Raw genomic sequence first — 11,843 nt, 5'->3', positions numbered from 1 at the left:
GTGGGGGGGGATCGGCAGGCCGCCGGGCCCGCGCTACGCGCCGCTCCTGGCGCGCGGCTGCGAGAGGCGGTCGAAGAGGATGCCGAGGCAGACGATGGCGACGCCGGCGGGCAGCCCCTGCGCGAGGTTGCCCTTCGAGAGGGCCTGTACGACGTCGTAGCCGAGCGCGCCGCCGCCGATCATGCCGCCGATGACGACCATCGACAGCACCAGCACGACGCCCTGGTTGACGCCCACCAGCAGGCCGCGGCTGGCCAGCGGCAGCTGGACGCCCCACAGCTGCTGCCGGGTGGTGGCGCCCAGCGAGGTGGACGCCTCCATCGCGGCCCGGTCGACGCCGTTCAGCGCCTGCGTGGTGATGCGGATGACGGCGGGCGCCGCGTAGATGACCGCCGCCAGGATCCCGGCCGTACGGCCCAGTCCGACCAGCGCGATCACCGGGATCAGATAGACGAACTGCGGCATCGTCTGCATCACGTCGAGCACCGGCCGCAGGATCCGTTCCACGCGCGGCACCCGCGCGGCGAGGATGCCGACGAGGACGCCGAGCAGGACGGTCAGCACCAGGCCCGAGATGACCTGCGAGAGGGTGTCCAGCGAGCGGTCCCACAGGCCCATGACGCCGATGAGGGCCAGGCAGGCCACACCGGCCGCCGCGGCCCGCCAGGTGCCCACGACCAGCCCGACGACGGCCACCAGCAGCACCAGCGCCCACCAGGGGGTGGAGGTGAGGCCGGAGCGCAGCGGGTTGAGGACGTGGTTGGCGAAGCCCTCGGCCCAGGTGTTGGTGCCGCCGATGAGGGGGATGCCGGAGCCCAGGTGGTCGGTGAACCAGTCGACGGCCGACTGGAGGTTGCCGGTGATGTCCACCGTCCAGCCCTCCGGCCACTTCTCGTCGCTGATCGCCGGGCCGACGGCCGCGAACAGCACGAGCAGCACCCCGGACAGGCCCCACGCCCCGGCGCGCTGCCGCGCCGGCACGGGCGAGCCGCCGGCCGTGTCGCTGTCCTCCAGCCGCTCGCCGAAGGCGGCGGTGGTCCGGTCCAGCAGCACGGCCACCAGCACCACAGCGACGCCCGCGGTGAGCGCCTCGCCGGTGGACAGGCTGGTGAGCGCGGTGTAGATGGCGTCGCCGAGGCCGCCGGCGCCGATCAGCGAGGCCAGCACGACCATGGAGAGACACATCATGATCGTCTGGTTGAGGCCGAGCATCATCTGCTTGCGGGCCAGCGGGATGCGCGCGGTGCGCAGCCGCTGCCAGCCGGTGGAGCCCAGCGAGACGGACGCCTCCAGCGCGGCGGGGTCGCCGCTGCGCAGCCCGAGCGAGGTCAGCCGGGCCATCGGCGGCGCGGCGTAGATCACGGTGGCGATCATCGCGGGCGCGGTGCCGACGCCGAACAGCAGCGTGAGCGGCAGCAGATAGGCGAAGGCGGGCATCACCTGCATGACGTCGAAGACGGGCCGCAGCAGCCGCTCGCACACGTTGGAGACGCCGGAGGCCAGGCCGAGCAGGAAGCCCAGCAGGGCGGCGGCGACGACGGAGACCGTCATCAGCGCCAGGGTCTCCATCGTCGGCTCCCACATGTCCAGCAGGCCGACGACGACGAACACCCCCAGCGCCGTGCCGCCGGTGCGCAGGGCGCGGCGGGAGAGGTCGGCGCCGCCCGCGGCCCAGGCCACCAGCACGCCGACGACGGTCACCCCGACCCAGCCCATCGAGTCGAAGAGCGAGGTGAGGGTGTCGTAGGAGGAGTCGGCCGCGTTGCTGATGTGCAGCAGGAAGTAGACGAACAGCCAGTGCGAGTCGCGGTTGTCCGCGAGCCACTCGTCCAGGTCGTTCAGCGGCGTCTTGACGTCCACCTCCAGCGCGCCGGGCCAGCTGCTGGAGCCGACGGCGAGCGCGCTGACGACCACCACCAGGCAGGCGGCGAGGACCGCGGCCACCTTGGGGTTGGCGGCGAACCAGGCGAGCGGGCCGGGCCGGCCCGCCGGGCCCGTGGCAGGCGCGGGCCCGTCGGGCTCCGGCTTCCGCGCAGTACCCCCGGCGGAACCGGAGGAACCGGAGGAACCGGCGGAACCGGCGGCGTCGCCCTTGGCGTCGCCCTTGGATACGGGGGCGCCTTCGACGGTGCTCATACGGCGGCCACCTCCTCGGCGTCGCCGCTCGGGCCGCCGCTGCCGTCCATCCCGGCGACGACGCCCAGCAGCGCGGCGTGGTCGACGACGCCCAGGGTGCGGCCGCCGTCGACGACGCGGCAGGCGGAGCCGCTGCGCGCGACGGCCTCGATGGCGTCGACGACCAGCGCGTCCGGGGGCAGCTCGGGGCCGCCGGCCGCCCCGGCATCGGCTGCCTCGGCTGCCTCGGCGGCGTCGACGGGGCGCATGGCGCGGCGCACGGTGATGACCTGCTCGCGGGGCACGTCGCGGACGAAGTCCCGCACATAGTCGTCGGCCGGGTTGGCGACGATCTCCTCGGGGGTGCCGAGCTGCACGATCTCGCCGTCCCGCATCAGCGCGATGCGGTCGCCGAGCCGGAGCGCCTCGGACAGGTCGTGGGTGATGAAGACCATGGTCCGGCCCTCCTCGCGGTGCAGCCGGATGACCTCCTCCTGCATATCGCGCCGGATCAGCGGGTCGAGCGCGGAGAACGGCTCGTCGAAGAGCAGCACCTCCGGGTCGACGGCGAGGGCGCGGGCGAGGCCGACGCGCTGCTGCTGGCCGCCGGAGAGCTGCCGGGGGCGGCGCTCGCCGAGCCCGCCGAGGCCGACCTTCTCCACCATCTCGGCGGCGCGGGCGCGGCGCTCGGCCTTGCCCTGGCCCTGGATCTCCAGGCCGTAGGCGACGTTGTCCAGGACGGTGCGGTGCGGCAGCAGGCCGAAGTTCTGGAACACCATGGACGCGCGGTGCCGGCGCAGCTCGCGCAGCGCGTCCTTGTCCATGCCGCGCACGTCGTCCCCGTCGAACTCCAGGGTGCCCCCGGTGGGTTCGATCAGCCGGGTCAGGCAGCGCACCAGGGTGGACTTGCCGGACCCGGACAGCCCCATGACGACGAAGACCTCGCCCTTGTGCACGTCGAAGGAGACGTCGCGGACGGCGGCCGTGCAGCCGGTCTGCTCCCGCAGTTCGGCCTGGGACAGCCCGGCGATCGCGGGGTCGCCGGGGATCCGCTCGGCCTTGGGCCCGAAGACCTTCCACAGGTTGCGGACGGAGAAGACCGGACCGGTATGCGGGGGCTTGCTCTCGGTTCGCGTCTCGGACATCACGCGTCACCTCCCGGTGTCGTGGCCTGGGCTTCCTTGATGAGATCGACCGCCTTCTCGCCCAGCATCAGCACGCCGATCATCGGGTTGACGGCGAACATGGCCGGGAACACCGAGGCGTCGGCGATCCGGATGCTCTCCAGGCCCCGGACGCGCAGCGCGGTGTCCACCACGGCGAGTTCGTCGGCCTGGGCGCCCATCTTGCAGGTGCCGGCCGGGTGGTAGACGGTGTGTGCGGCCTTGCGGACGAGCTCGCTGATCTCGGCGTCGTCGGTCACCTCGGGGCCGGGGAAGACCTCGCGCTTGAGCCACTTGGCGAACGGCTCGGTCCGCGCGACCTCGCGGGCGGCCTTGATGCCGTCGACGAGGGTCTGCCCGTCGTAGTCGAACCCGTTCTCGTCGTACTCGAAGTACTTGAAGTCGAGGGCCGGCTTGACCTCGGGGTCGGCGGAGGTGAGGTAGACCCGGCCGCGGGCGCGGGACTTGGGGATGTTGGGGGTCATCGACACGCCGTGCTCGGGGCGTTCGTAGCCCAGCCGCTCGGGGTTGTCGGTGAACGGGATCTGGTAGAAGTGGAACATCAGGTCGGGGCCCTGGTGCTCCGGGTCCCGCTTCATGAACATCACCGCGTCCGAGTCCATCGCGGAGTTCCCCGGGATCGGGCCTTCGGTCTCCCAGACGATGACCGACTCGGGGTGGTCGAGCAGGTTCTCGCCGACGCCCTGCAGATCGTGGACGACGGGTATGCCCAGCGCCTGAAGGTCCTGTCTGCGGCCGATGCCGGAGTGGTTGAGCAGCCGCGGGGTGTCGATGGCGCCGGCGCAGACGACGACCTCGCGGTCCGCGGTCAGCAGCGTCTCGGTGCCGTCCTTGGCGCGTACGTGCACGCCGGTGGCCCGCTTGCCGTCCAGCTCCAGCCGGTACGCCCAGGTCTCCAGCAGGATGTGCAGGTTGGGGCGGTCGCCGGCCTCGATATGCGGGTGGAGGTAGGCGACGGAGGCGGAGGAGCGCTTGTTGTTCTCCGGGTGGTAGGAGAGGTCCAGGAAGCCCACGCCCTCGTCGAACGGCCGGTCGTTGAAGCCGATGATCTCGGGGATGTCCAGCGCGTCCTTGGCCGCGTCGATCCAGTCCCTGGCGATGGCGTTCTGGTCCTTGTCGGCCACCCGCACCACGTTGTTGCGCAGCTTGCCGAAGTAGGGGTCCATGGCCTCGGCGCCCCAGCCCTCGGCGCCGTTCGCCTCCCACTCGTCCCAGTCCGAGGGGAGCGGCTTGAACGAGATGAGGGTGTTGTGGGACGAGCAGCCGCCGAGGACCTTGGCGCGGCTGTGCAGGATGTGGGAGTTGCCGCGCGGCTGCTCGGTGGTCGTGTACTCGTAGTCGAGCTCACCGCCGAGCAGACCGAGCCACCTGCGCAGCGTGAGCACCTCGGGCCGGTCGATGTCGGAGGGGCCGCCCTCGATCAGGGCGACGGTGACGCCAGGATCCTCGGCGAGCCGGGAGGCGATCACCGATCCTGCCGTTCCACCACCGACGATCACGTAGTCGTAGCTGGACATAAGGGGTGTTGCTCCTTGGGGGTGATACACGTGCGGACGCCGCCGGGCCCGGCGGCGGAAGCGGGAAGGGCGCGGGCGCGGCGGGGATCAGCCCGCGAACCAGCGCACGGGGGCGGGACGGAGGTTCTCGTAGACGTGCTTCGTCTCGCGGTACTCGGCCAGGCCGTGCGGCCCGAGCTCACGGCCGATGCCGGACTTGCCGAAACCTCCCCACTCGGCCTGCGGCAGGTAGGGGTGGAAGTCGTTGATCCATACGGTGCCGTGCCGCAGCCGCGCCGCGACCCGCCGGGCGCGTGCCGTGTCCCCGGAGAAGACGGCGCCGGCCAGGCCGTACTCGGTGTCGTTGGCGAGCGCGACGGCCTCGTCCTCGGTGCGGAAGGTCTCCACGGTGAGGATCGGGCCGAAGGTCTCCTCGCGGATGACCCGCATCCCGCGGTGGCAGCGGTCCAGCACCGTGGGCGCGTAGAAGTAGCCGCCGGCCGGGCGGACGCCGGACGGCCCCGGACGCTCGCCGCCGCACACCAGCTCGGCGCCCTCGGCGAGCGCGCTCGCGACATACGCCTCGACCTTCTCCAGCTGCTGCCGGGAGACCAGCGGCCCGCACTCGACGCCGTCCTCGGTGCCCCGGCCCAGCCTGATCTTCCGGGCCCGGTCGGCCAGCTCGGCGACGAAGCGGTCCTTGACGGACTCCTCGACGATCAGCCGCGCGCCGGCCGAGCAGACCTGGCCGCTGTGGATGAACGCGGCGTTGAGGGCCTGGTCGACGGCGGCGTCGAAGCCCTCCTCGGTGCCGCAGGCGTCGGCGAAGACGACGTTGGGGTTCTTGCCGCCCAGCTCCAGCGCGACCTTCTTGGCGCCCGCGACGGCGGCCGCGCCCGCCTTGGTGCCGCTGGCCAGGCCGCCGGTGAAGGAGAACAGATCCACGTCCGGGTGCTCGGCCAGCCGCTGGCCGACCGGGAGCCCGGCGCCGGTGACGATGTTCGCGACGCCCGCCGGGGCGCCCGCCTCGGCCACCAGCTTCACCAGGTGCACGGTGGACAGCGGGGTGATCTCGCTGGGCTTGATCACGAAGGTGTTGCCGGCGGCGAGCGCCGGGGCGACCTTCCAGCTCGCCTGGAGAAGGGGGTAGTTCCAGGGCGTGATCAGTGCGCAGACGCCCACGGGTTCGTGGACGACGACGCTGTGGACGTCGGCGCTGCCCGCGTCGACGACCCGGCCGCCGGACTCGTTCATGACGAGATCGGCGAAGTAGCGGAAGGCCGCGGTGACGTCGTCCACGTCGACCCGGCCCTCTTCGAGGGTCTTGCCGGTGTCGCGGGACTCGACGAGCGCGATCTCCTCGCGGTCGCGCTGCAGCAGGTCGGCCACGCGGCGCAGCAGCGCGGCCCGCTCCGCGGTCGGGGTGTGCGGCCACTCCCCCTCGTCGAAGGCACGGCGCGCGGCGGCGACCGCGGCGTCGGTGTCCTCCGTGCCGCCCTCGGCGACGACGGCGAGGGGGGTGGCGTCCGCGGGATCGAGGATCTCGCGGGTCTCCCCCGACGTGGCGGCGCGCCACTCACCGCCTACGTGAATGCTCTCCAATACGGACACCGTGGGTACTGCCTTCCATAACCGAAATGTTCCTTGCCATGCCACTGGGCACATGGCAAGAGCGACCCCTGCCCCGTTGCGGAGAACTCATGTCTGAAACTCGCGCACAAGTGGGCTTCATCACTGCCGGGGTGCGGAAGCCGGGCGCGGAACGTACGGTAAATGGGTCAATATGCGCTCATACCCGGACAGCGGGCGGTTGCCCGCCAGACGAGGAGCGGAGCGTGGGACATGTTCCGACAGCACCGTGTGGCGCTGGCACTGGTCGCGTGCGCTGCGGCGACGGCAGGCGGCGCGCTGCTGGTCCAGGCGACCTCGGCCCCGGGCGCCGGCCCCGGCACGGACCGCGGCCTCGACGGACTCACCGGGCAGCAGATAGCGGACAAAGCCGTGCGGCAGCTGAATTCCGCGTCGTCGCTGCGGCTGAAATTGAAGGCCGCCGATCTGGAGATGCGGCTGTCCCTCGACGAAAACGCGAATTGCGCGGGAAAGCTCAGGATTCCGGGCAAAGGCTCGGTCAAGCTGATCAAAAGGGGCGACACGGTCTGGATGCGGCCGAGCGCCGCGTTCTGGCGGCACCAGCTCGGCGGCGAGCGCGGCGCGGCGGCGGCCGAGCGCTTCCAGGGCCGCTACATCAAGGGCCGCGCGGACGACTCGCTGCTCGGCGGCAGCGGTCTGGCCACCGCCTGCGACCTCGACGCCTTCCGCGCGGCGGCGGGCGCGGACGACGAGGGCGCCGCCGAGCGCTGGCGGCGCGGCCCGGCCGGCACGGTGCGCGGGCACACCGCGGTACCGGTGACCCGGGAGCAGGACGGCGTCGAGGTCACCATGCTGGTCGCCGACCGCGGCAAGCCGTATCCGCTGAAGCTGCAGCGGCGGGCCGGGGCCGAGCGGGACGAGATCCAGCTCGGCCGGTTCGACGAGCCGGTGCCTCGAGGGACTCCGCCCGCGAGGCAGACGGTGGACGTCACCGAGCTCCGCGAGCAGCTGCGCCGCCCCCCGGCGAAAGAGGTCTAGCCATGCGCCCCGGGAGGGGCTGCCCCTTGCCGCGCGTCGCGGAGCGCGGGTGCGCGGACCGCTCGGCGCGCAGTTCCCCGCGCCCCTGATGGAGCACCCGTGGATCGAGCGCGCTCCATCAGGAGGGGCTGCCTCTACTCGGCGCTGTCCTGAACCAGGTCCGTGGAGATCTCGCGGACGCAGCTTCGCAGCCAGACATGTGCGGGATCGTTCCCGTACCGCGGATGCCACGCCTGGGAGATCGCCAGCTCCGGCAGCTCCAGCGGAATCTCGAAGGCCACCAGCCCCAGCCGGTCCAGCTGCAGCGCCGAGAGCCGCCGCGCCGTCCGCCCCACCAGATCGGTGTCCGCCACCACCAGCAGCGCCGAGATGAGCGTCGGCACCGAGGCGACCACCCGGCGCCGCAGCCCGCGCCGCGCCAGCTCCTCGTCGATCGGGCCGTGCAGCAGGCCCCGCCGGGACGCGGTGACGTGGTCGGCCGCCGCGTACCGCTCCGGCGTGACCGGCTCCGCGAGCAGCGGATGCCCGGCGCGTACGACGCCGACGTTGTCGTCGGTGAAGATCCGCTCCATCCGGGTCTCCGGGGCCGGATGGCGGTGGACGACCCCGATCTCCAGATCGGCGCGCCCCTCCCGCAGCTCGTAGGCGTCCCGTGAGCTCTCCGGCACCAGCCGCAGCGCGACACCGGGCGCCTCCCGCCGCACCCGCTCCAGCAGCCGCGTCCCGAAGGCGATCAGCAGCCCGTCGTCCGCGAGCAGGGTGAACGTCCGCTCCAGCGCGTCCAGTTCGAGGCCGCGCTGCGGGGTGAACACGGCCGAGGCGCGCTCCACCAGCTCCCGCACCTCCTCGCGCAGCTCCAGCGCGCGCGGCGTCGGCACCATCACCCGCCCCGAACGCACCAGCACCGGGTCGCCGAGCGCCTTGCGGATCCGGGTCAGGGTGCGGCTCATGGCGGGCACCGAGAGGTGCATCCGGTCGGCGGCGCCGCTCACGCTGCCCTCGTCGAGCAGGGCGTCGAGGGCGGTCAGCAGATTGAGATCCAGTTTCGATTGCACGGTGAGCAATTATCCCTTGAAAAGATTGCAATTGAATTAAACAGTACGGCTGCCTACCGTTTCCCACCGGTACCGAGACTTCTTCCGCATCCCTCCCTTTCTGCGAGGTACACCCATGCCTTCGGCCGTCCTCCCCCGGCACGCTCCGGCGGGCGCACCGCCCTCCGCTCCGGCGCCGCACCACCGGCACGGCCCCGTGCTGGCCCTGATGTCGTCCTGCGTCGTGCTGGCCGTCGCGCTGGTCGCCGCCGTCAACCTCGCCCTGCCCAAGCTGGCGGGCAGCGGGCTGCACCCCACGCACGCCGAGCTGGTGTGGATCGTGGACGCCTATGTCCTGGCCTTCGCCTGCCTGCTCATACCGGCGGGCGCGCTCGGCGACCGGCGGGGCCGGAAGGGGGCGCTGCTGGCCGGGCTCGCCGTCTTCGCCGCGGGCTGCCTGCTCGCCGCGCTCGCCCCGGCCCCCGAGCCGCTGATCGCCGCGCGCGCCCTCTCCGGCGCCGGCGCGGCGCTGATCATGCCCGCGACGCTGTCACTGGCGCTGCAGACCGCGCCGCCGGACCGCAAGGCGCACGCGGTCGCCATCTGGACGGGCGCCACCGGCGCTGCCGGGATGGTGGGCAACCTGGGCGGCGGCCTGGTGCTGCAGTACCTGCCCTGGCAGGGCCTGTTCTGGGTGTCGCTGCCGCTGGCCCTGCTGCTGCTCGCGCTGGTCGCGCGGCTCGCCCCGCGCACCGCGCCGAGCCGCACCGCGGGCCCGGCCGACCCGCTCGGCACCGCGCTGCTCGTCCTCGGCTCCGTCGCCCTGGTCGCCGGCATCGTCGAGGGTCCGGAGCACGGCTGGTCCTCGGCGCCGGTGCTGGGCTCCTTCGCGGCCGCCGCCGTGCTGCTGGCCGCCTTCGCGGGGTACTCGGCGAAGGCCGGCGACCCGCTGATCGACCCCCGCGTCTTCCGGATCCCGAAGCTGCGCGCCGGGACGCTCGGCGTGGCCGCCACCTTCATCGGGCTCTTCGCCCTCTTCTTCGTCAACGCGCAGTACCTGCAGTACGCCAAGGGCTACTCCCCCGCGCTCACCGGGCTGGCCACCGCGCCGGTGGCCGTCGGGATGATCGTGGTGGCCAGGCTCAGCCCCTGGGCGGTCCGCCGCTGGGGCGGGCGCCCGGTCGTGGCGCTCGGGCTGGCGGCGGTGACGGCCGGGCTGGCGCTGCTGTCGCTGCTCACCGCGGGCACCCCGTACCTCGCCTACGCGGGCGTCCTGCTGGTGATGGCCATGGGGATGGGGCTGAGCATGCCGCCGCTGTCCACCGCGATCCTCGGCTCCCTGCCCGCCGAGCGCGCCGGTCTCGGCTCCGGGCTGAACAGCGCGGCGCGGGAGTTCGGCAGTGCCCTGGGCATCGCCGTGATGGGCACGGTGCTGGCGGGCCGCACGCTGACGGACGGCATGAGCGCGGGCTTCCGCCTCGTCGCGGGCGCGGTGGCGGTGCTGGGGGCGGTGACGGTGCTGTGGTTCCGCGAGCCCGCCGGGGCGCCGGAGGCCACCGGGTCGGCCGGGGCGGCCGGGGCGGTGCGATGAGCCTGCTGGACCGGTTCCTCGTCCGCGGGACCGTGGCCCGCGCGGAGCACGGGCCCAGCCGCTTCCACCGGCTGACCCTCACCGTGCCCGGCCCGCTCCCGTGGAAGCCGGGCCAGCACATCCGGGTCCAGGTCGGCGGGGTGCCCGGCCCCCGCCGCACCTACTCGGTCTGGGCGCACGAGGGGCGCACGCTCCAGCTGTACGTCCTCGACCACGACGGGGCCGGGCCGGGCGCGCGCTGGGCCCGTGCGGCGGCACCCGGACAGCGGGTCCTCTTCGGCCGGCCGGAGGGCGGCCTGGTGACCCGCCCCGGCGCGCGGCACCTCTTCGTCGGGGACGAGACGGCCTCGGTGGCCTTCGGCCCCATGATGCGGTCCCTGCACGAGGAGGGCGCGACGGTCCGCGGGCTGCTGGAGGTCGGCGAGGAGGCCGACCGCCTGCCCCTCCCGGACGGCGCCGACCTCAGCTGGCGCTACCGCCACGGCGCCCCGGCCGCCGCCTCGCCCACCCTCCTGGCGGCCCTGGCGGGCCTCTCCTTCCCCGCCGGGCGCGACGCGGTCGCCTACGTCGCGGGCGAGGCCCGTACCGTGCAGGCGGTCCGGGGCCATCTCGTCCGGGAGCGGGGGTGGGAGCGGCGCGCGGTCGTCACCAAGCCGTTCTGGTGCCCGGGGAAGCGCGGGCTGGACTGAACCGGGAGGGGCGGCGCTCAGCCGTCGTGCCACTGCCGGGACGGCATGTGCTGGACCACCAGCACCACGGCGGCGACCAGGACGTTGCGGAGCGCGGCCTGGGTGCCGTTCCACTTCTCCGACTGCCACATCGCGAACTACTCGCCGCCGATGGCGAGGAACCCCGCGCCGAAGAGGAGCAGCACCATCAGCAGGCCGAGCGTGGCGACCCGCCGCGCCCTCTCGTACGGGCCCCCGCGCCAGGCGGCACGCGCCCACAGCGCGGTCCCCGCCAGCAGGACCAGCGCCGCCAGCGTCTCCCAGCCGATGATGGCGACGTACGCGGCGTCGGCGACGGCGCGGGACTCGATCGCGCGCCACATCAGGTCGTCGTCCCGGAACGTGGTGTCCATGGCGAACACATGGCGGACGAACTCCTGGTTGGTGCCGAAGTCCGTGATGTTCCCGAACGCCACCAGCGCGATGATCAGCGCCACCGTCCCGGTCAGCGCCGTCGCCACCACCGGCAGCGTCCCCAGCCGCATCCGCCGTCTCACCCCTCTCTGCACGCAGCCGCCACGGCCACACCGTCCTCGTAGAGGTGATACCGCGTCAACAGCCCCTGCTCCACCGTCAACCGCAGCGCGTAGGGGGCACGGAACGGCTTGCCCGTGGCCCGCACGCGCCCCGTCAGCATCCCCGTGACCACGGCGTCGGCACCGTCCACCAGCACAGCCCCCACGACCGGCTCGCCGCCGGCCACCGGTTCGACGCCGGCGGCCAGCTCGGTGAAGTGGTCCGCCACGTCGGCGCGGGTCGAGCGGGGGCGTATCCAGGGGACGTCCGGGTTGTCGGCGATCATCCAGTCGACGCGCTCCGCGAAGAGCGCGGCCACGCGCTCCGGGTCGCCCTCGGTTACGCGGGCGGCGAACGCCTCGACGAGAGCGCGGGTTTCGGTTTCCTGCGGGGTCAGTGGGTTCGTCATGGGCAGGACGGTGTCAGGCCGCCGCTGCGGCGTCGATGACCTGCCGGGTAAGGCAGCCGGCCGCCGAAAGCAGCTGGCAGCGCTCTGCGCATCGGGCTACTGTGCGTCAGCATGCGGGAGTTACGGGGGGCGCGGGGGACGC

At 73.3% G+C, this 11,843-nt stretch carries 9 protein-coding genes and 1 pseudogene; 3 read left to right on the top strand and 7 right to left on the bottom strand.

Features of this window, described 5'->3' with window-relative positions:
• Positions 1 to 33 precede the first annotated feature (33 nt).
• From G5C65_RS20315 to G5C65_RS20300, 4 genes are all read right to left on the bottom strand, one after another.
• Positions 34 to 2,136 (bottom strand): ABC transporter permease, encoded by a 2,103-nt coding sequence (locus G5C65_RS20315; protein WP_165300313.1) that lies wholly within the window; start codon positions 2,134 to 2,136, stop codon positions 34 to 36.
• Positions 2,133 to 3,260 (bottom strand): quaternary amine ABC transporter ATP-binding protein, encoded by a 1,128-nt coding sequence (locus G5C65_RS20310; RefSeq protein WP_165300312.1) that lies wholly within the window; start codon positions 3,258 to 3,260, stop codon positions 2,133 to 2,135. Before G5C65_RS20310 ends, G5C65_RS20315 begins: the two co-directional genes overlap by 4 nt.
• Entirely contained in the window at positions 3,260 to 4,816 is a 1,557-nt protein-coding gene (locus tag G5C65_RS20305; RefSeq protein ID WP_165300311.1) for a GMC family oxidoreductase, read from the bottom strand. Before G5C65_RS20305 ends, G5C65_RS20310 begins: the two co-directional genes overlap by 1 nt.
• An 87-nt stretch (positions 4,817 to 4,903) precedes the next feature.
• Positions 4,904 to 6,406, bottom strand: coding sequence for an aldehyde dehydrogenase family protein (locus tag G5C65_RS20300; protein ID WP_165300310.1), 1,503 nt, complete (start codon positions 6,404 to 6,406; stop codon positions 4,904 to 4,906).
• 231 nt (positions 6,407 to 6,637) lie between these two features.
• Here G5C65_RS20300 and G5C65_RS20295 point away from each other — a divergent pair, with 231 nt between their 5' ends.
• On the top strand, positions 6,638 to 7,423 hold the full coding sequence (locus G5C65_RS20295) for a hypothetical protein (protein ID WP_165300309.1): 786 nt from the start codon (positions 6,638 to 6,640) through the stop codon (positions 7,421 to 7,423).
• Positions 7,424 to 7,557: 134 nt separating this feature from the next.
• Here the strand turns inward: G5C65_RS20295 and G5C65_RS20290 are convergent, their stop codons facing one another.
• Positions 7,558 to 8,487: a LysR family transcriptional regulator gene (locus tag G5C65_RS20290; protein ID WP_165300308.1), complete on the bottom strand. Its 930-nt coding sequence runs from the start codon at positions 8,485 to 8,487 to the stop codon at positions 7,558 to 7,560.
• A 106-nt stretch (positions 8,488 to 8,593) separates the two neighbouring features.
• Here G5C65_RS20290 and G5C65_RS20285 point away from each other — a divergent pair, with 106 nt between their 5' ends.
• Both G5C65_RS20285 and G5C65_RS20280 read left to right on the top strand, forming a co-directional pair.
• Positions 8,594 to 10,048: an MFS transporter gene (locus tag G5C65_RS20285; protein WP_165300307.1), complete on the top strand. Its 1,455-nt coding sequence runs from the start codon at positions 8,594 to 8,596 to the stop codon at positions 10,046 to 10,048.
• Positions 10,045 to 10,737, top strand: a complete 693-nt coding sequence (locus G5C65_RS20280) for a siderophore-interacting protein (RefSeq protein WP_165300306.1) — start codon at positions 10,045 to 10,047, stop codon at positions 10,735 to 10,737. The genes G5C65_RS20285 and G5C65_RS20280 overlap by 4 nt, the downstream gene beginning before the upstream one ends.
• 17 nt (positions 10,738 to 10,754) lie before the next feature.
• Here G5C65_RS20280 and G5C65_RS20275 read toward each other — a convergent pair.
• Both G5C65_RS20275 and G5C65_RS20270 read right to left on the bottom strand, forming a co-directional pair.
• Positions 10,755 to 11,261, bottom strand: a pseudogene (locus G5C65_RS20275) (DUF2165 domain-containing protein).
• Positions 11,262 to 11,269: 8 nt separating this feature from the next.
• Positions 11,270 to 11,701 carry a nuclear transport factor 2 family protein gene (locus G5C65_RS20270; protein WP_165300305.1) on the bottom strand — a complete coding sequence of 144 codons (432 nt, stop codon included), beginning with the start codon at positions 11,699 to 11,701 and terminating at the stop codon, positions 11,270 to 11,272.
• Between the last annotated feature and the right edge of the window lie 142 nt (positions 11,702 to 11,843).

Origin of the sequence: Streptomyces boncukensis, from assembly GCF_011045075.1 — a bacterium.
In the GTDB taxonomy this organism is placed as follows: Bacteria; Actinomycetota; Actinomycetes; order Streptomycetales; family Streptomycetaceae; genus Streptomyces; species Streptomyces boncukensis.
This window is presented reverse-complemented; position numbering and strand designations above follow the sequence as displayed.